At 59.2% G+C, this 18,229-nt stretch carries 17 protein-coding genes and 2 pseudogenes; 6 read left to right on the forward strand and 13 right to left on the reverse strand.

The window, feature by feature from the left end; all coding sequences use genetic code 11:
• The 4 genes from NF876_RS10485 to NF876_RS10500 form a co-directional block, all read right to left on the reverse strand.
• The coding region (locus NF876_RS10485; RefSeq protein WP_262268747.1) for a hypothetical protein at nucleotides 1–196 on the reverse strand (196 nt) is incomplete at its 3' end.
• 373 nt (nucleotides 197–569) lie between these two features.
• Entirely contained in the window at nucleotides 570–707 is a 138-nt protein-coding gene (locus NF876_RS10490; RefSeq protein WP_262268748.1) for a hypothetical protein, read from the reverse strand.
• Between the two features lie 210 nt (nucleotides 708–917).
• On the reverse strand, nucleotides 918–1,163 hold the full coding sequence (locus tag NF876_RS10495) for a cyclic nucleotide-binding domain-containing protein (RefSeq protein ID WP_262268749.1): 246 nt from the start codon (nucleotides 1,161–1,163) through the stop codon (nucleotides 918–920).
• A gap of 119 nt (nucleotides 1,164–1,282) precedes the next feature.
• Nucleotides 1,283–1,597: a sigma factor gene (locus NF876_RS10500; protein WP_262268750.1), complete on the reverse strand. Its 315-nt coding sequence runs from the start codon at nucleotides 1,595–1,597 to the stop codon at nucleotides 1,283–1,285.
• Between the two features lie 47 nt (nucleotides 1,598–1,644).
• Between NF876_RS10500 and NF876_RS10505 the strand changes: the two are divergent.
• Nucleotides 1,645–2,342, forward strand: a pseudogene (locus NF876_RS10505) (IS6 family transposase).
• Nucleotides 2,343–2,449: 107 nt separating this feature from the next.
• Here NF876_RS10505 and NF876_RS10510 read toward each other — a convergent pair.
• The 7 genes and pseudogenes from NF876_RS10510 to NF876_RS10540 all read right to left on the reverse strand — a co-directional run bounded on the left by NF876_RS10510 (nucleotide 2,450) and on the right by NF876_RS10540 (nucleotide 9,747).
• The gene (locus NF876_RS10510) at nucleotides 2,450–3,607 is read right to left on the reverse strand and encodes a mandelate racemase/muconate lactonizing enzyme family protein (protein WP_262268751.1); all 1,158 of its coding nucleotides are present in this window, start codon (nucleotides 3,605–3,607) and stop codon (nucleotides 2,450–2,452) included.
• A 206-nt stretch (nucleotides 3,608–3,813) separates the two neighbouring features.
• Nucleotides 3,814–4,551 (reverse strand): ribonuclease activity regulator RraA, encoded by a 738-nt coding sequence (locus NF876_RS10515; protein ID WP_262268752.1) that lies wholly within the window; start codon nucleotides 4,549–4,551, stop codon nucleotides 3,814–3,816.
• Nucleotides 4,552–4,571: 20 nt separating this feature from the next.
• Nucleotides 4,572–5,117 (reverse strand): annotated as a pseudogene (locus tag NF876_RS10520) (enolase C-terminal domain-like protein); the annotation flags it as partial.
• Nucleotides 5,118–5,254: 137 nt separating this feature from the next.
• Nucleotides 5,255–6,352 carry an ABC transporter ATP-binding protein gene (locus tag NF876_RS10525; protein ID WP_262268753.1) on the reverse strand — a complete coding sequence of 366 codons (1,098 nt, stop codon included), beginning with the start codon at nucleotides 6,350–6,352 and terminating at the stop codon, nucleotides 5,255–5,257.
• 12 nt (nucleotides 6,353–6,364) lie between these two features.
• Nucleotides 6,365–7,243, reverse strand: a complete 879-nt coding sequence (locus tag NF876_RS10530) for a carbohydrate ABC transporter permease (protein ID WP_262268754.1) — start codon at nucleotides 7,241–7,243, stop codon at nucleotides 6,365–6,367.
• The gene (locus NF876_RS10535) at nucleotides 7,243–8,202 is read right to left on the reverse strand and encodes a carbohydrate ABC transporter permease (protein WP_262268755.1); all 960 of its coding nucleotides are present in this window, start codon (nucleotides 8,200–8,202) and stop codon (nucleotides 7,243–7,245) included. The genes NF876_RS10530 and NF876_RS10535 overlap by 1 nt, the downstream gene beginning before the upstream one ends.
• Before the next feature lie 60 nt (nucleotides 8,203–8,262).
• Nucleotides 8,263–9,747 (reverse strand): ABC transporter substrate-binding protein, encoded by a 1,485-nt coding sequence (locus NF876_RS10540; RefSeq protein WP_262268756.1) that lies wholly within the window; start codon nucleotides 9,745–9,747, stop codon nucleotides 8,263–8,265.
• Nucleotides 9,748–9,930: 183 nt separating this feature from the next.
• Here NF876_RS10540 and NF876_RS10545 point away from each other — a divergent pair, with 183 nt between their 5' ends.
• The 4 genes from NF876_RS10545 to NF876_RS10560 all read left to right on the forward strand — a co-directional run bounded on the left by NF876_RS10545 (nucleotide 9,931) and on the right by NF876_RS10560 (nucleotide 14,706).
• A complete protein-coding gene (locus tag NF876_RS10545) occupies nucleotides 9,931–10,644 on the forward strand; it encodes a GntR family transcriptional regulator (RefSeq protein WP_262268757.1) in 714 nt (237 codons plus the stop codon).
• Between the two features lie 52 nt (nucleotides 10,645–10,696).
• The gene (locus tag NF876_RS10550; RefSeq protein WP_262268758.1) at nucleotides 10,697–11,857 is read left to right on the forward strand and encodes a mandelate racemase/muconate lactonizing enzyme family protein; all 1,161 of its coding nucleotides are present in this window, start codon (nucleotides 10,697–10,699) and stop codon (nucleotides 11,855–11,857) included.
• Between the two features lie 169 nt (nucleotides 11,858–12,026).
• A complete protein-coding gene (locus tag NF876_RS10555) occupies nucleotides 12,027–13,385 on the forward strand; it encodes a mandelate racemase/muconate lactonizing enzyme family protein (RefSeq protein WP_262268759.1) in 1,359 nt (452 codons plus the stop codon).
• 118 nt (nucleotides 13,386–13,503) lie between these two features.
• Nucleotides 13,504–14,706, forward strand: coding sequence for a mandelate racemase/muconate lactonizing enzyme family protein (locus NF876_RS10560; RefSeq protein WP_262268760.1), 1,203 nt, complete (start codon nucleotides 13,504–13,506; stop codon nucleotides 14,704–14,706).
• Between the two features lie 425 nt (nucleotides 14,707–15,131).
• Here the strand turns inward: NF876_RS10560 and NF876_RS10565 are convergent, their stop codons facing one another.
• Together NF876_RS10565 and NF876_RS10570 are read right to left on the reverse strand one after the other, a co-directional pair.
• Complete coding sequence (locus NF876_RS10565) at nucleotides 15,132–16,013, reverse strand: hypothetical protein (RefSeq protein ID WP_262268761.1); 882 nt, start codon at nucleotides 16,011–16,013, stop codon at nucleotides 15,132–15,134.
• A 314-nt stretch (nucleotides 16,014–16,327) separates the two neighbouring features.
• Entirely contained in the window at nucleotides 16,328–16,465 is a 138-nt protein-coding gene (locus tag NF876_RS10570) for a hypothetical protein (RefSeq protein ID WP_262268762.1), read from the reverse strand.
• 1,322 nt (nucleotides 16,466–17,787) lie between these two features.
• Here NF876_RS10570 and NF876_RS10575 point away from each other — a divergent pair.
• Nucleotides 17,788–18,060, forward strand: coding sequence for a hypothetical protein (locus tag NF876_RS10575; RefSeq protein WP_262268763.1), 273 nt, complete (start codon nucleotides 17,788–17,790; stop codon nucleotides 18,058–18,060).
• Nucleotides 18,061–18,229: the final 169 nt, after the last annotated feature.

The following is an 18,229-nucleotide window of genomic DNA, read 5'->3' on the forward strand; positions in this document are numbered from 1 at the left end:
GGCGGGTCAGATGCTCCACCTCGTTGCGGTCGCGGCCATTGACGTCCACCCACAGGAGCGTCCGCTCGTCGAGGCCGACAAGGCATTGCTGGTCGAGTTCGACCTCCTTGTCGTGTCCGTCGGCGTTGTAGAGAAACGCCTGGATCACGGCCAGATCCCGCGAAGGACGAGTCTCGGCAGGAGTATTCGCGGTCAAGCTCGGCTGCTCCAGCACACCATCATCCCGGCCCACAATCCCACGGACGCCTTACGCCGCATCGGGGATACGCCACCGTCATCTGCATGTGTCGGCATCATGCCGAGGCTCCGATCACTTGCCCGATGCTGGCCGGCAAGAGACGTGTTCCAATCGAAGAGCCCAGGGACGCGACGAACGGAATCGAGGCACGCTTGAATGACGGTTTTGCCTCCACGCCTGATGTGCATGAATGAACACCTTGGGAATCCTCTACGCCTTGAAAACGAACCATGAGACGTTCCTGCCTGAGATGCACGCGCTCATGAGGGCTGAACGGAAGTGGCAGGCGGGTTATTCCAGGGGAAGCGATAAAATATCTCGGGACCTGCGCTCAAAGAATGGCCGAGTAGGTGATTATGGCGATGGGCACCGTCACGCAGATAGCAGTCGTCACCAGTCTCTCAATACGGTCTATTTCCGCCTCAGCATCTCTGATTTTTGCATGAATTTCCAGATCTTGCATACTCATCAATCTATCCAAAAACATCATTCAACTATGAGATACTAACGTTTGGCGAGCGTGCTTGATCCAGCAAGCGCGGCCTTGAAGAGGTGCTGAGCGGGCCGGGATGGCAGTCTCAGGCCCTTAGAGCATTTTTCGGCGAAGTGGATCCGGTTCGCTGTTAAAAAATGCGGCACAGCCAAGAAGAGAGGTGATTCCACACCAGTGGAAACAGCTCTAGGCGGCAGCTCCGTCACCTCCCGCACGGATGGAGCGGTCAAGGTTGTGCTCATCATCCGGCCCCATGTGACCGTGAAGCGGGTCGACGTCTCCTGCCGCCCGCAACATCTGATCGCTTGAGATGTGCACCGGCACGTTTGCGGTTTGGATCAGGCCGTCCGCCTGCAGGTCTTGCAGGATCCGGTCGAATTGGACCGTGCTGGTGCCAGCCGCATCGGCCAACTCAACCCGGGCGAGCGCCAAGGTTAATTAATAACTTTGCGTCATAAGGCTAAGGTCAGCCCAGTGCCACTACCGGACCCCTCTCTTTCGACGATTCATCTCGGGGAATCCCGTCGCGATCTGGCGGGTTCTTGATGCGTTCAAACAAGCGGTCCTCGCCGCACTCGGTTGCCTGCGGGATGGCTCCGCGGGCATAAGAAGCTCACGCGACTTGTCCCGGTGCCTGGAGCGCGGTATTTAATCCCACTATCTTCGATGCAGAACATTGCTGCCGCCCTGTTGGGAGCTCGTAGCATATCGATGCAGCGCCGGGTGCAGGCGGTTGTCAGCCAGGATGCCGGGTTCTCGACCGGGCTCCGGTCGGTCCCCTGCCACTTCAGGAAAGGGTCCTGAACGGCATCCTCGGCATCGGCCCAGGAGCCGAGGATGTGATAGGCCAGCCGGCACTGTTGCATCAACCTCGGCCGTATAGCGAGGAGCGGTTCATCAGGGACCCGCTCCCGTGTCTCTGTTCAAGCGCCGTCGCTTGCCGGTTGAGATCATCTTGCTGTGCGTACGCTCGTACTGCAAATACGGGATCAGCTGTCGCGATCCGGCTGAAATGCTGTCTGAGCGCGGTGTCAGCGTCAGTCCAAGCACCATCTTTCGTCGGGTCCGGCGCTATGCCCCGGAGATCGAGAAGCGGGTGCGACCATACCAGGGACATCGTTCAGGCTCATGGCGGGTGGATGAGACCTATATACGAGTGGGCGGACGCTGGCGGTACTTGTTCCGAGCGGTCGACAAGCATGCTCGGCTGATTGCCTCCATGCTGTCCGGCCGGCGTGATAATGGTCCAGCGTATCGCTTCCTGCGCAAAACCATGCGGGCGGTGAGCGACTGTCCTCCCTCATCCATCACGAACGACAAACTGGCATCGTATCCCAAGGCCATCCTGCGCCTGCACAACGAAGGGCTGATGCCGGACGATGTGGGACACCGCGCCACGAAATTCTCGAAAACATCCTTGAAGCGGATCATGGCGCGCTCAAGCGCGTGATCCGTCCGACGCGCGGCTTCCAGAGCATGGAAACCGCCGCCGCAACTGTGATGGGTTTCGAAGGCATGCGCATGATCAGCTGCGGCCACTGCATCCAGCGGGAACGTGGAGCGACAAGCGAAATTCGTCTCGTCAATCAGCTCTTCGGTGTTGCCGCCTGAGCGGCCGGTTAAATCGGGTCCATTATGCCATTGTCAAGTTACGGCAACGGTGTCTCCCATAGGCGACCTCTGGGACTTTGGAGCTGCGGGCGGCGACGCATGAAGCCTTAATCAAAAACGCCATAGCCTGCGACGGCGTTGTTGCGGACGCCTTCGAGGTTCAATTCGACGCCGATACCCGGCGCATCGGGCAAGGCGATGTGCCCGTCATGGACAATCGACTTTCCACCGTGTGGGACATGGACATAGCTGTCCCACACCTCGCGCTCCTCAAGGGCGTGCCACTCGAGAACGAGGAAGTTCGGCACCGAACCGCAGACATGGCAGGTGGCCATAGTGCCAAGCGGAGTGGATACGAGATGCGGAGCGAAAGGAAGGTAGTAGATCTCCGCGAGATGCGCGATTTTCCGGCTCTCCGAGAGCCCTCCACACTTGGGAACGTCCGGCATCACCACGTCGGCGCACTGCCCCTGAAGGAGTTCGCGAAACCCCCAGCGCAGATAGAGGTTCTCACCGACGCAGATCGGTGTCTTGCTGCGCATACGTATCTGCTTCAGCGCTTCGACATTCTCTGCCGGGATCGGTTCTTCCAGCCAAAGCAAACTGAAGCGCTCCATCTCGCTGGCAATGCGGCAGGCGCTCGGCACATCGTACCGTGCGTGAAGGTCGATGCATAAATCGATATCCGGCCCGATTGCGTCGCGAACTGCAGTCACCCGCTCGATCATCGAGCGCAGTTCTGCGCCGTTAATCGTGTGATTGGCCGTGTCGAACTTCGCCTGGTGCTCCAGATTGTCGATATCGAACTTGAGGGCCGTGAAACCCTCCGAAACCATACGCCTCGCCCTCACGGCGCAACCCTCCGGGGATCCTGAAGGGTCGTCTCCGTCTCCGCAATCGGCGTAGAGGCGGATGCGGTCACGGAACTTGCCGCCGAACATGCGGTACAACGGTTGATCCGCCGCCCTGGCTGCGAGATCCCAAAGTGCCATCTCGATGCCGCTGAGCGCGATCAGAAAGATGCCCGATTGTGCTCCGGAGAAAACGTGCTTGCGCCGGATCTTCTCCCAGCACGATTCGACGTTGCGAGGATCCTCTCCGACCAGTTCCGGCGTCAACTCGGAGATCAGACCCACGATCGCCGCAGCGCCGGCATCGGGGTTGGCCTCGCCATATCCCGAAATGCCCATGTCAGTATCGATCCGAATCAGCGTCGCCTGACCGTGATAGGCAACAACTGCCGTCTTGACGTCGGTGATCTTCATCGGTTTCCCCGTTACGCCGGAGGGTGGGCCCGCCGAACTTCCGCCCTGGCCGAGCCCGCTTGACGCCCCCCATTCGAGCGGCGCTGTCGTCGAGGCCCACCCTGTCCTTCCAAGCGGAGCGCCCCGAAGCGGTTGCAGCTTTCCAATCTGTTACTAGCCTGGCCTCTTCTGCAGGCATCACTGATCGCCAGCGAGGTTCGCGTAAGTTACTTGGGATGAGAGGCTCGCCAAGCTTGGTACTCTTCGTCAGCATCCGGGTGCAACGGGTAGTACCGCTGCAACGGCGCCCCCTCCAACAGCTTCATTCGTGAGAATACTTCCCACTCATGATGCTTCTGTGCCTCTTCTATCACCGCCTTTGCCATGGTAACGGGCACCACTACAGCCCCGTCATCATCGGCCACGATAATATCGCCGGGCATCACTGTCACGCCGCCACATGCAATGGGAACATTCACGGCGTTGGGATAGATGCTTGTCTGGACATGGTAGTTGGGTGTCCAACCGCGCAACCAGAGCGGAAGGTCCAGTTGCGCGACATTGGGCCGGTCGCGCATGCACCCATCAATGATAATCCCTGCCCCGCCTCTGCCCTTGAAATAGGTGCTCATCATGTCGCCGAAAACCCCCGAACTCATGTCGGCGCGCGCGTCCACTACGACAACATCACCTTCCTGTACGTGGTACAGCACGTGCCGGTGCAGCTGCGTCTCTGGATCGGCATACTCACCCTCGGAAAAGAGGTCGGGGCGCTGGGGCAAGAACTGAAGAGTCAAAGCCGGACCGACGATCGACTTGCCAGGGTTCTGCGCAACCGGACCCACCATGTGGGGATTGCGAAACCCCATGTGTCCAAGCGTGCCGGCGACGGTCGCGGCACCGATTTCCTTGAGCCCCTCGATCAGTTCTTTGGCAGGCCTTGAGATGTCCGATGTTTGTGTCATTGTCCCCTCGGTCGAATGGGTTACAAGTGAGTGACAGATCCGTCGCGGCGTCTGAGATGCGGCGCTTCCCAAAAACGCAGGCTCTGCGCCCGAACCACAGTTTCGTTGACGTCCACGCCAAATCCGATAAGGGCGCTGACTGGATACTCGGCACCATCAAGGCGCGACTGGACCGGGAAGAAGTCTGAATTGTCAAATCCCAGCTTCGTCTCAGGGGCTCTCGTTTCGAGCCAGGCGAAGTTAGGCACCGCTGCGGCGATATGCACCAAGGCGGCTGTGCAGACAGGACCAAGCGGATTGTGCGGCATCGAAGCGACATTGGGCGCTTCGCTCCAGCCTGCCACCTTCGTCGCCCTGGTGAGCCCACCAACGTTGCAAACGTCGTTCCGGTCAAACTGGTGGATGCCGCGCTCGATATCGGGCAGAAACTGCCACTTCCTGGAAAACGCTTCGCCGATGGAAAAAGGAACGTCCGTAATGGTCCCCAGTGTTTCACAGGCCTCGGGCGTCTCGTCCCGGATCGGCTTCTCCAGGACATCGAGCACGCCTCGGGGGCTTTCACCGCAGCCGAAGACACCCTGATCAGTTTCGACCTTCACGAGCATCTGGTTCCGGATCCCGACCCGGAATGGGTAGGGAATGATTGCCACGATCTTGAGCTTTGAAGTCATCTGTGCCCCAGGTCACATCGGACTGACTTGCCTCAATCGGCCTTCAAGGCCAGTTCGGTCGCGCCATCGAAAAGGTGGATGCGCTCCTGGTCGAACTCGAGCCAGATCTGTTCGTCCGGTGCGATGGCGACGTTGGGTGGCACGCTTATGTTGACGACGGCCCCCGACAGTAACGCCTGCACGAAAGTCACATCCCCGGTTGGTTCCACCGTGTAGGCCTTAGCGGGGATCGCGTTCGGGGACGCGCTCTTGGCCAGCTTGATCGTGGAGTGGCGTGCTCCCAGCACGATCTTCCGGGTGGTCGAGCGCTGCACCTTCCGGGCGTTGAGCGGCGAGAGCGCCATGGTCCAGCCTTCCGCGCCGGTCAACACCGTTTGTCCATCGACCGTCGATGCCTCAAGCGGGATAAGGCTCATCGCCGGGCTGCCGATGAAGCTGGCCACGAACATGTTGACCGGATGGGCGAAGACCTGGGCCGGCGAATCGTACTGCTGCAGGAAACCACCATTCATCACGGCCATCTTATCGGCCATGGTGACGGCTTCGAGTTGATCGTGCGTCACGTAAATGATCGTTGCCTTGAGATCCTGGTGAAAGCGCTTGATCTCGGAGCGCATCTGAACGCGCAGCTTGGCGTCGAGATTGGAGAGCGGCTCATCCATAAGGAAGACCGCCGGATCGCGCACCAGTGCCCGGCCAAGGGCCACCCGCTGCTGTTGTCCACCGGATAGCTCACGCGGCTTCCGCTCAAGCAAGTGCGTCATGTCGAGCACGCGTGCGGCTTCCCTGACCTTCCGATCAATCTCGTCGCGAGGGAGCTTGCGCATTTGCAGCGGAAACGCCAAGTTCTTGTAGACCGATTTTTGCGGATAGAGCGCGTAGTTCTGGAACACCATCGCAATGTTGCGATCTTTCGGGTCCATATCGTTGACCACGTGGTCCCCGATCGCGATCTCGCCAGACGTGACCGGAATCAACCCGGCGACCAAGTTGAGCGTGGTTGTCTTGCCGCATCCTGACGGACCGACCAGCGCAACGAACTCACCGTCTTCGACCTTGAGTGAGACGTTGTTGACGGCCGTGAAGGCGCCATAGGTCTTAACCAGATTCTCCAAGACCACATGGGCCATGAAAGCGTTCCCCTAATGTTTGACGGCACCTTCAGTGAGAGCCCGGACAAAGTAGCGTTGCAGCAGGAGGAAGAGCACGACGACCGGCAGGCTCATGATAAAACTGGCCGCCATGAGGCCTGGGAAGTCTGTCGTGTTCTCGGAGAAGAAGCGTTGAATGCCGACCGGCAGCGTCAACTGCTCGTTCTTGTTGAGGAACGTGTAGGCGAAGATGTACTCGTTCCAAGCGCCAATGAAGGAATAGATGGCCGTGGCGATAATTCCCGGCGCTGAGAGAGGCATGACGATCAGAAAGAACGCTTGGAATCGAGTGGCGCCGTCGATACGCGCAGCCTGCTCAAGCTGATAGGGAATATTGTCGTAGAAGCCTTTAAGCAGCCAGATCGCGAGCGGTAGGCCGAACGTGAGATAGGTTAGAATCAGGGAGCCGTGCGTGTTCACAAGGCCGAGCAGCCGCATCAGGATGAAGAGCGGCACGAGAAAGATCACCGCGGGGAACATGTTGCGCAGCAGCACCGCGAAGAAGAGGAACTTACGCCCTGGGAAGTCGAACCTTGAGAAAGCGTAGGCCGCAGGCACGGCAACGGCGACCGCGAGCATCGTCGTCGTGGTCGAAACAAAAAGACTGTTCCAGAAGAAGCGCAGAAAGTCCTGTCCGACGCTGTTGGTTGGATCGAGCAGCTTCTCGTAGCTGGCGAGCGTGGGTTCGTTGGGAAACCACTGGGGCGGGAGCTGCATGGCCGCGAAACCGGACTTGATCGACGTCAACAACATCCATGCCATCGGCACCGCTGTGTAGAGCAGCATCATCACAAGGAAGATCCGTCCACCCCAGCGCCAGGCGTCGATCCGCTTGCCTGCCCTGGTCTTGACAATGCTGGCCGTCGACATCAAACAACGCGCTCCTTTTTCTCGCTGCCACTCAGAGCGCGCACATAGAAATAGCCCAGTGTCATCAGAATGAGGAACAAGAGCACCGAATAGGCTGACGCGATGCCCCACCGCTGGCGTCCGAAGGCAAGCTCGTAGATATGGGTGATCCAGATATGAGAAGCATTCGACGGGCCACCCCCGGTCATGATCCAGGGAATGATAAAGGAGTTGAAGTTCGACACTGCGAGCAGCAGGATCGTTACGGTGGATACGCCCTGAAGGTGCGGGAACGTGACATGCCAGAAACGCTGCCACGCATTGGCGCCATCAACTTTCGCGGCCCGAAGCAGTTGGTCGGGAACGGTCTGCAGGCCGGCCGTCAGCATGATCATCGCGAACGGAAACTCACGCCATACGTTCACGACGATCAGCGACGGTAGAACGGTGCCCACGCTGTCGATGAGATTAGGCGGTCGTTCGGCAAGCCCAAGGCCGACCAGTACGGCGCCGACCAGGCCGAAATCCGAATGATAAATCCACTTCCAGATATAGGATGCGGCCACCGCGCTGATGACCCATGGGATGATGAGGATAGCGCGCAAGATACCACGGCCGAAAAACTCATGATTCAAAGCGAGCGCGCTTCCCAGCCCCAGAATGAAAGCAAACACAGTCGAGAAGAGAGTCCAGATGAATGTGTTGGCAGTAACGCGCCAGAACACGTCGCTACGCAGGATCAGCGCATAGTTGTCGATGCCGACAAACTCCTTGTCGCGCAGCTGGAGACTCGGTGGTGTGTTGAAAAACGATAGCTCCACGGTGTAGTAGATCGGATAGGCGATCACGATCAGCATCACCACAATCGCGGGCAGAACGTAGAGATAGTCGGAGCGATGGGTCCATGCCTGTCGAAGGAAGCCGAAACGCCTCGCTTTTACCTCCAGTGGAGCGTCAGCTAGGCCCGTCGCCATGGTCATTGGGGCGCCCTTCCCCTGTGAGGAAAAAAGACCGGCGGCGATCGCCGCCGGTCAAGCTGGCTAGAGCTTTCCGCCGTCCATGATGTTCTTGATCTTCTTGGCCGCATCGTCGGCGGCTTGATCGACCGTCAGCGCGCCCGTGAGCGCATTCTGCAGCATATCGGGCACAACGATGTTCATGATTTCGGGCGTCTCGGGAATCGTTGGGAACGGGACCCCGTAAGGCAGCATTGAGGTGGTGACGTCAAGGAACTTGATATTGTCCAGGCGCTCTTTCATCCACTTCGTCTTGAAGCCATTCAGATTGCCGGGATTTGATCCGGCATAGGCCATTTTCAGCGACCATTCCGGGCTCGTCCAGAAACAAGCGAGCGCCTTGGCGGCCGGCAGGTCCACTTTGCCCCCATCGACATATTCCGGCTTCAGAATGTGCATATTCGAGCCACCGAACACGACCGCGCGCTTGCCGTCCGGCCCGGTCGGGATCAGCCCGTAGCGCATGTTGTCGATAACGGTCTGAGCTTTCTGGACATCGGTCCCGGAAGCTTTTTTCTTAAGATCCAGCATCACGTCGTAGTCCGACGGGTGCGAAATCATCATGCCGAGCTGACCCGCCAGGAAAAGCGGCTGGTTGTCGGCTTGCTGGTTTGTCAATGCGGAAACCGGTACTGACTTGTCGCGCACATACATGTCGTACGACGCTTGCAGGGCGTGCTTGCTCGCCGGGGAGTTGATCTGGACCTTCGCGTAGGTCGGGCTCTGCGCAGTCTCGTCGAACACGCCGCCGCCGTAGCCCCAGAGCTGTGGCAAGAAGCGGTAGGGCGTGTTGCCGGCGTTCTTGCGGGCGACGAGTCCGTAGCCCGCGATCCCGAGCTTGTCATGGATCTGCTTGGAATATTTGACGACGTCGTCCCAGGTGGCCGGCGGCCGCTCGGGATCCAGACCGGCCCGCTTGAAGATGTCCGCGTTCCAGATGAAAGCCATCGTCTCGTTGTTGGTCGGGATGCCGTACGTCTTGCCCTTCCACATGTTCGACTTCATGGCCCCGGGCCAGAAATCCTCTGTTGCGTAGCCGACGTCTTCGGGTTTCAGTTCCTGGAGATATCCTTTGGAGGCAAATTCGACGCCGCCCAGGATCTGCAGCCGCACCATCATCGGCCCGGCGTTGCCGAGCAGGGCCGTGCGGAACTTGTCGAGCAAGTCATTGTAGGTGAGCGCCTGGTCCTGCAGGTCTATGTTGGGATAGGTCTTTCGGAAAGCCACAAAGAAGTCTTTGTAGTACTGCCGCAAGAGGTCAGGGTCGCCTTCGAACACACCTTGGTACCAGAAAGTTAGACGACCTTTGTAGTCGAGGGGCGTGACCTTGTTGCAGTCGGCGGCGGTGTCAAATTCCTTTGTGCCTGCAATCGAACGCACATATTCCGGCGACCACTTGCTCAGGTCGACGGGGGGCGCGGCCAACACGGGCGACGACATCAGGAACGATGTGAGGGCAGCCGTAGAAATGCCGCCGCGAATGGCGCGGCCGAAGTTAAAGGTCGACATCAAGTCCCTCCAATTCTTCCAGGCCAGCGCACACTGGCACTGTGGCTTCCATCCCAAGCGGAGCTTTTTCTTATTCGATGCTCCGATTGATCAACGATTACAGAACTGTACTTGTATGTCAATCGGTTCAGATCGTATATTGTCGCGGCCAGCTGACATATGATCTGGACATTGGAGGTAGAATTGAAGGAGGCGAGCGACTATCAGGCGGCGCCACCTCTGGGGATCGATCCGATCGGTGCCTCCACCGCTTCCACGGCGCTGCTCTACAAGGTGATCCGGGAGGACATCGTGTCGGGGCGGCTCAAGGCCAATCAGCGTCTCGTCGTTGCCGACCTCGCCAAGCGTCACGGCAGTTCGACGACGCCGGTTCGGGAGGTGCTGCAACTCCTGCGCGGCGAAGGTTTCGTCATCTTCACGCGAAATCGCGGCGCGCGCGTCCGGCCGATCGACCGGGATTTCATTCGCAACATCTACGAGATCGGCGTGCTTATCGAGCCGTCCCTGACGCGTTGGTTCGTCGGGATGGCCACGGAGGCCGACATCGCGGAACTCGAAGCGGTGCAAAGCCAGATCGAAGCCAATAATTTCGCCGACCAGATCCTGCACAGCGATCTCGACACGAAATTCCATACCCTGATCTACCAGCGGCACTACAATCGACATGCTACCGAACTGTGGTGGAAACACCGAGAGGTGCTCCGAGCGGTCAGCCGCCGGTTCGGCTTCACCCTTGCGCGAAGAGCGCAGATTATCAGCGACCATCGTGAGTTGATCAGTCACATCAAGGCAGGCAACGCCGATCAGGCTGCCGAACTCGTGGCGCGGCACGTCGAAGGGTCAGGACTTCATATCCTCGAGCATATGCGGGCTATGACGGCAGCCCAGGCAGGGTAGGTTTGCGTCCCCGTTCGCAATCTTTTCTCAACCTCACAGGAAAGCGGAGCACATGAAGATCACCAGCGTCACACCGTGGCTTATCAAGTCGGCCGCCTCCTACTGGGGCGAGTTCCTGTTCGTTGAAGTCAGTACGGATGAGGGCATTACCGGCTGGGGCGAGATCACCACGACAACAAAGATTGCAAACCGCGCACTGGCGGCGATACTACGGCAGATCAGCTCGACACTGGCTGGTCAAGATCCCGCGAATATTGAACACCTTTGGCACAAGCTCTTTCGCAGCTTCACCTACATGGGGAGTCGCGGCGCTGCGGTGGAGTGCCTCAGCGCCATCGACATCGCCCTCTGGGACATCCGGGGAAAGGCACTCGGAAAGCCTATATACGAGCTTCTCGGCGGACCTGTGCGCGACGAGATTGCGCTCTACACCCATCCTGATCAGCGCAAGTTCACGAGCAAGGAAGCCGTCGTCGCCGAGATCCAGGCAATTGTGAAGTCGGGACATACCGCGCTCAAGTTCGATCCGTTCCCTCTGCAGGGCCCACATGTGGACGGCATCGCGCGTGAGCAGCGCGACGGCTACCTCGACGGCAGCATGACGCGCCACGACGAGCGCGAGGCCGCCGAGCTGACAGCACTCATTCGCGAAGCGGCCGGACCTCAGATCGAAATTCTGATCGACGCCCACGGCCGCTTCGATGTGCCAACGGCAATCCGCCTCTGCCGATCCCTCGAGGACGCCGGCAACATCGACTGGTTCGAGGAACCCTGCCCGCCGGAAAGCATCAACGCCCTCAAGCAGGTGCGCGAGAAGGTGAATGTGCCAATCTCCTGGGGCGAGCGTGGACATACGAAGTGGGACTTCGTCCCTATTCTCGAGGGTAAGCTGGCCGACTACATCATGCCCGACGTGACTTGGACTGGTGGTATTACCGAGCTGAAGAAAATCTCGGCGCTATGCGAGGCTTATTACATCCCGGTCTCGCCTCACGACGCCGCCGGGCCGATCAATGTCGTGGCCGGCGCTCAGGTGATGATGACAGTGCCGAATTTCTACAAGCTCGAAACGTCGGAATGGAACCTCTCCAAATATGATCCCCTGATCAACGTGCCGCTTGATAATTCCAACGGCAGCCTCAAGCTCAACCCCGCACCGGGTCTCGGCATCGAGATGAACCGCGAGTACCTCGAGGCCAACATCGTCGACTGAGGCATCCTGCGCAAAGAGCGTCGAGCCGGCGCCGGAGTTGTCAAACTCCCGGCGCGCAGGCGACGGAGCGGTCGAGAGTGCGTAACGCCTGCAATCCAGCAACACACGCCGGTGAACCGGCCGCGGGCAACCGCGCGGACCGAAAATCCGGAACAGGGAGAATGCCGTCATGCCAAACCTGGATGGTGCCGACGAGGCGCTGAATCGAGTCAATCCGTTCTCCAAGCCGTCGGAACTTCGTATCACCGATATGCGCGTCGCGGAGATCGTCGGCGCACCCTTCACATCCGTCCTGGTCAAGATATACACCAATCAAGGTCTCATCGGTCTTGGCGAGGTGCGCGACGGCGCCAGCGCGACCTATGCGCTGATGCTGAAGAGCCGACTGCTCGGCGAGAACCCGTGCGACATTGACCGTCTGTTCCGGCGCATCAAGCAGTTTGGTGGACACGGGAGGCAGGGCGGCGGCGTCTCGGCTGTCGAGATCGCCTTGTGGGACCTAGCCGGGAAGGCCTATGGCGTGCCGATCTATCAGATGCTGGGCGGAAAGTTCCGTGATAAGGTACGCATGTATTGCGACACTGATGCGGAGCAACCCAGTGGCACGGCGACCGGCATCCGTCTCAAAGAGCGTATGGATCTCGGCTTCACGTTCCTCAAGATGGATCTTGGATTGATGCAGATTGCCGACTTGCCGGGCGCCGTAGTGGCGCCCGCCGGCACTCTCGAAGGCTTCCGCTCGCATGCGGCCCAAGGCAGGGCGCACACCCCGGAGGAGCGCCGACGGCGTAATGCCGCCTATGATGCGCAGAATGTGCGTCATCCGTTCACCGGTCTCCACTTTACGGACAAAGGCCTCGATTATCTCGAGCAGTACATTTGCGAGGTCCGAGAGGTCATCGGCCCGGATATCCCGCTCGCCATTGATCACGTTGGACATATCTCGCTGCAAAACGGCATCAGGCTCGCCAAACGCATCGAAAAATACGTTCCGGCCTGGCTGGAGGACGTGATTCCATGGCAATACACGGAACAGTATCGGCAGTTGCAGGCGGCGACATCGGTTCCGATTTGCACGGGCGAAGATATCTATCTGAAAGAGAGCTTCGAGCCGCTGCTCAGGGCGGGAATTTCGATTATCCACCCTGACCTGCTCACGTCGGGCGGCATTCTGGAAACCAAGAAGATCGGCGACATGGCGCAGGAGTATGGCGTCGCCATGGCGATCCACATGGCAGAAAGTCCTATCGCCGCGATGGCTGCAGCCCATGTCGCCGTGGCCACCGAAAACTTCATGGCGCTTGAGTATCACTCGGTCGATGTGCCTTGGTGGGATGACATCGTGACGGGTCTCCCCAAGCCGCTGGTGAAGAATGGCTTCATCAATGTCCCCGATAGTCCGGGCCTCGGCATCGATGATGTCGTTGATGAAGTCGTCACCCAGCATCTGCAGCCGGGTGTCGCCGGCATCTGGCAACCGACGGACCACTGGGACCACGAGTATTCCTGGGACCGCACTTGGAGTTGACACTGCCATTCGAGAGGCCAGCGCGCCTGCTGGCATCGCAACGGCGCCTGTCGCCGGTCATCAGGATCGCACCCGGCCGTCGCACTCCGATCATCCGTCCTACGAAGAGGCACCAGCTATGAAGATCACCGATTTGCGCTGCGCCGTTATTGGCAAGCATCCGATCGTTCGCATTACCACCGACGAAGGAATCCACGGACTTGGCGAAGTGGAACACACCAAGGGCTACATCAAGCCGTGGGTGATGCATTTTCGCGAAGCATTGATCGGCGAGGATCCGACCGACGTCGAGCGAGTGATGCTGAAGATTCGCCAGCGTGGCTCTTTCAAGCCCTACGGTGCGGCCGTCAGCGCCATCGAGCATGCACTCTGGGACGTTGCTGGCAAGGCGGCAAACGTCCCGACGTACAAGTTGCTCGGCGGCAAAGTGCGCGACAAGGTTCGTTGCTACAACGGAAATATGCGCAGGAAGCGGACGGGTGATCGCCCGGAGGACTACGCTGCCGATGTGAGGTGGATGGCAGAGCTCCCCGAAAAGTTCTTTATGGTGAAGCAGGGCATCAGCTTCCACTCCAACATGAAGGATACGGTTGACGAGTTCCATTATGGCGTGCGCCAGACGCGCTCGGGCTACCACGGTGCAATGGACCAGGGCGCGATCAGTGAGCATGGTTTCAATCACATGCTCGATTGCGTTATCGCGATGAAGGAGGTGCTGGGCGACAAAGTCAGCTTGGCGCTCGATTGCGGCCCAGGCTGGATGTTGCCCGATGCGATCAAGTTCGCGCGAGCGGTCGAGAAATACAACATCGCCTGGCTCGAAGATATGCTCACGGGCGATTACGTGCCGTGGGTCAATCCGCAAGCCTATCGCGAACTGACCCTGTCAACGTCAACGCCGATCCATACCGGCGAGCAGATCTATCTGCGGCACAACTTCAAGGAACTCATTGAGACACAAGCGGTGCGCATTATCGGGCCCGATCCGGCTGACGTCGGCGGCATCGCAGAACTCAAATGGGTCTCCGAGCACGCCTACATGCACTCGATCCTCATGGCGCCCCATGGCACCGCCAACGGCCTCCTGGGGTTAGGCGCGTTGATCAACGTGTGCGCCACCCTGCCGGCCAACTACATCGCCTTCGAGTATCCTACAGCATCGGACCCGTTGTGGCACGAGATCATCCTGGGGCTCCCGACAGGCCGCATAGTCAATGATTCGATGGTCGATCTGCTACCCGGTCCAGGTCTTGGTCTCGATATCGACGCTAAAGCCGCCAAGCGCTTTCTTGAAGACGAAGATGCCGGCTTCTTTGACTAGTTCTGAGTCATATTCAACGGTGTTGCCGTTGCTCGGCCCTGAACGATCGGGAGGCTAGCGCATCGTGCGGAAAAGTGGACTCGGTTTTCCGGCCGAACGATGCGCCGCTTAAGTAATTGAGCATCGGACGCGGCCCGCCGGGTCCGCACGATGCGCCAGAGCCTCGGACGTGAAAAGTGGACACCACTTTTGGGATTCATCCGAGGCTCCCTCTCTTGACCGGCGCATCGGATGAGGCGGACCCAGCGGGCCGCGCCAGCGAAAACCGGGTCCACTTTTCACTGCCGTGGCCCTTCGGGTCGCTGACGCGGCCCTCTGGGTACGTCCGATGCTCGAGAGCCGTTTCCACCGGCATGGAATCATCTCTCGTCTTGGCTGTGCCGCATTGTTGACGGCGAACCGGATCCACTTCGCCGAAAAACGCTCTAGTGGTGATCAGCGTCGGAGGATTGATCAACGAGCCTCTTGATTTCAAACACCACTGCCGTCACGAAGGCGGACAGCAGGACAAAGCCCAGAACAGTGGTGAAAGTGCCTTCCTGGACTCCAGGATTCAATCCGATCAAGGGAACCGTCAGAAGAGCCGGGATGCCGAGAGTGATGGCAGCAAGGATGTAGATGGGGTTTGCCCGCTCATCAGTCTGATGGTTCATCTGAATCCCACCCGCCATTCTCTCTTGGTTCCAGACCTTCACCCGTCCCGGGGCATTCCTCACTCGATTCGGTGTCGGCTCAGCAGCCATGCGGGATGAGCCTTCATCATCTCCACCACTGTCCGATTCGGGATGAGAGGCAATGAGGTGATGCTGAGTTGATTCCTGCCTCACGTCAGCTGGAATCTCTGCGCCTTCGCTCGTCTGTTGAGGTAGACCACCCGCGATGCCCTGATTGAGGCCTGTTGGACCATCATCATCCGCCAATGCGACCGTCTGTACCGGCTGCTCGTCCTCGACCTCGCTGTGTGGGCTTTGCTGATCCGACACGTTCTGGTCGCCTTCGGCGACAATGCTCCCGTCTCTGGCGAGAGGATCGCCCCGTTTGGATCCTCCGCTTGGGACAGAACTGCCCTCTGGGCCTTGCATCGCGCCTCTGCCCAGTTCTGCGCTCACGGGGTCCGATACCGTGTCTACATTGCGCTTCGGAGCCACGCGCGGCTTGCGGGTGGAGGATTTGGGGGGGTGCGAACCAGCCACATCACCCTGCTGTCTGAGGCTGTCACGTTGGTGCGGGCGCTTTGGAGCTTTGCTCATATCGAAATCAAGGCCAGATACCTTGGCTTTTTGATGACAGTGATCCTGACGTCCCATGGATCCTGACGCCCCGTGGCGAAATGGCATTCGGCGTGAAGCTCGGATGCTCAACTTCAAAGTGCGTCCGCCCCTGCGTTCACCAGCAGTGCCTGTTCCTATAGAACCGGAAAATGACTAACCGGAACCCTGATCGTGCATCTTTGTTGGCCTGACGGACTCATCAACGAGGAGGTCACGTCGATGATTTGCCCGTTCTGCAAGGAAGAGGTCGATGCACCCTGCCGCAACACTGTTGAGGTACAACGGCGAGCCGCCGAACATGTCGAGCGATGCGATCAGGCTCTCCGGAACCTGAAAGGCGTCATACTTGGCTAACCGTGGCGGTTGGCGTATCGCCTCTTCTTGGTGAGATTCTTCATCCCTTCGAGTGTCTTGGCTGGGGCGATCACCTCCTTGTAGCGTTTGGTATGCTTCTTGAACGAAGGTCGCGCGCGAGATTTACCAGCCATGAGTCTGTTCCTTTCTGTCGCAAGCAGGCGCCTGCAAGCGTGATGAGGGAATGGTTTAACATTAAGCTTCGCGCTGCTCAAGGCGCGCGAGCCGCTCCACGAGTTCTGACAAGCGAGGCGGGAGGGAAACGTCGACTGGCCCATAGGCGATCCGCAGCCGTTCTCCCAACCAGTTGAGTTCACCGGAATCGAGAGACTGGTTCAGCACGGCATGAGTTGGGAAAGGAGACGTAGCCGTCGGGGCTTCAATCGGGTGCAGAGCCTGCATCGAAACACTTTCATTAGCGGCACGCAGTGCCGGTCAATGCCCCTATGTTCCCGCCCTTATCGGGTCTCTGTCGTGAAAAACAGCGGTCATTTGTGGCAATTGTGCGGACAGGGCGTCGCGTGACAGCTGTGGCAGAGCCGCCGTCCCCAGGATCAAACCAGGTTGCCGACCGCACGCTGATCCGAAAATGATGAAGCTTGACTGACGTTTGGGGTAGGGCTCGACGGATTGAGCCGGAATAGTCAGAGGACCCCTGTTGAGGCCAGAGCAGGCCACGAGCATGATCCGCAAAGGCAACGCTCGCGTTCTTTGTCGCAGCGGCGGCAGTTGAGGCAGGTCATGAGATCCGCGCTTTCTGAGCAGGGCATGCAGTTCAACTGATGCGTAAGCAGGTTCGGAGCGCCCTGACTGGACTAGAGCATCGGACGTAAAAAGCGGGGACCGGTTTTGCTTGAAACGATTCTTTGAAACAAATGCTTAAAGCATCGGGCGTGAATTCGATGACACGTCCGATGCTTTAGGCGCCGGCGCGCTGAGCGAACACGACCTGAAGGTCATAGCGGGAGGCGGTCGCCCCTTATCGCTCAGGTGGATCCTACGCCGCACGCGGTGTGACAGATGAAGACCTCGAAAGCGTCCCCTGTGAGGAGGGAGCCCCGCCAACTGTGGTTCGGCTTGTGATGGAGGGCGACCGCAACATCGTCGACTGACCAGGTCGGCGACAGGGGCCTGATCGAGAGGCGTCGATGACGTCACTCGTCACCGTTGGCTCGGCTGAGGTGCATGCCCATGGTAGACAACGTAAAGGGCAGCCAGTCCGCCATCCCAGACGGTGTCGAGAACGACCGGAGCGAACAGCCGTAGAACGGGATGAGACGAATGTTGAGCGGTTGCATCTGCTGCTCTGCCCATAGCATTTCCTGTCGCGTCGCCGTCTACTGACGCAAAGGGATCGACGCGCTTCGGCTCTCCAGGGCTGACATCGGGACGAGCATTCGGCATGGAACCCCGTCTCCCAGTCGGGTTTGAAGTCTTTGCGAAGAGGAGCAACTCTATGAAAAGCTATGTTTTGCTTTCCACGCTTGGTTTGGCTGTTCTCGCTCTGCCTGCCGCTGTTCAGGCGCAGGGCATCGTACGCGGCGCTGAGCAAGGAGCCGCCGTGGGCAATCGGGCTGCTGGTTCCGTTGGCGGAGCAGTCGGCGGTGCCGTTGGCGGCGTGACGGGCGGCGTCGTCGGCGGGGTCAAGGGTGTCCTTGGAATTCCGCAGAACACCGGTAGCGTCCAGCGGCATCGCACGTCTCATAAGAAACGGGCGGCTCACCACTGAGGCAGGCTGGCCCTAACCGGATCCACTTTTCCGCTCGAACGATGCGCTCTCCAAAGAAGCAGGAGCATCGGAGCGTCGTAGCTTAGGAGATTGCTGCTGTTCGTCGGGCTCGGCGTCCACGCTCAATGCCGGTGAACACATCGCCAAAACTGGTTGAGCAGAAGGCCGG

The organism is Microvirga yunnanensis (assembly GCF_025460875.1).

Bases quoted from the DNA above. Each gene is read 5' to 3' on its own strand.
- NF876_RS10490 (WP_262268748.1), bottom strand. From the start codon at position 707: ATGAGTATGCAAGATCTGGAAATTCATGCAAAAATCAGAGATGCTGAG.
- NF876_RS10500 (WP_262268750.1), bottom strand. From the start codon at position 1,597: ATGCAACAGTGCCGGCTGGCCTATCACATCCTCGGCTCCTGGGCCGAT.
- NF876_RS10510 (WP_262268751.1), bottom strand. From the start codon at position 3,607: ATGAAGATCACCGACGTCAAGACGGCAGTTGTTGCCTATCACGGTCAG.
- NF876_RS10515 (WP_262268752.1), bottom strand. From the start codon at position 4,551: ATGACACAAACATCGGACATCTCAAGGCCTGCCAAAGAACTGATCGAG.
- NF876_RS10525 (WP_262268753.1), bottom strand. From the start codon at position 6,352: ATGGCCCATGTGGTCTTGGAGAATCTGGTTAAGACCTATGGCGCCTTC.
- NF876_RS10530 (WP_262268754.1), bottom strand. From the start codon at position 7,243: ATGTCGACGGCCAGCATTGTCAAGACCAGGGCAGGCAAGCGGATCGAC.
- NF876_RS10535 (WP_262268755.1), bottom strand. From the start codon at position 8,202: ATGACCATGGCGACGGGCCTAGCTGACGCTCCACTGGAGGTAAAAGCG.
- NF876_RS10540 (WP_262268756.1), bottom strand. From the start codon at position 9,747: ATGTCGACCTTTAACTTCGGCCGCGCCATTCGCGGCGGCATTTCTACG.
- NF876_RS10550 (WP_262268758.1), top strand. From the start codon at position 10,697: ATGAAGATCACCAGCGTCACACCGTGGCTTATCAAGTCGGCCGCCTCC.
- NF876_RS10555 (WP_262268759.1), top strand. From the start codon at position 12,027: ATGCCAAACCTGGATGGTGCCGACGAGGCGCTGAATCGAGTCAATCCG.
- NF876_RS10560 (WP_262268760.1), top strand. From the start codon at position 13,504: ATGAAGATCACCGATTTGCGCTGCGCCGTTATTGGCAAGCATCCGATC.
- NF876_RS10565 (WP_262268761.1), bottom strand. From the start codon at position 16,013: ATGGGACGTCAGGATCACTGTCATCAAAAAGCCAAGGTATCTGGCCTT.
- NF876_RS10570 (WP_262268762.1), bottom strand. From the start codon at position 16,465: ATGGCTGGTAAATCTCGCGCGCGACCTTCGTTCAAGAAGCATACCAAA.
- NF876_RS10575 (WP_262268763.1), top strand. From the start codon at position 17,788: ATGAAAAGCTATGTTTTGCTTTCCACGCTTGGTTTGGCTGTTCTCGCT.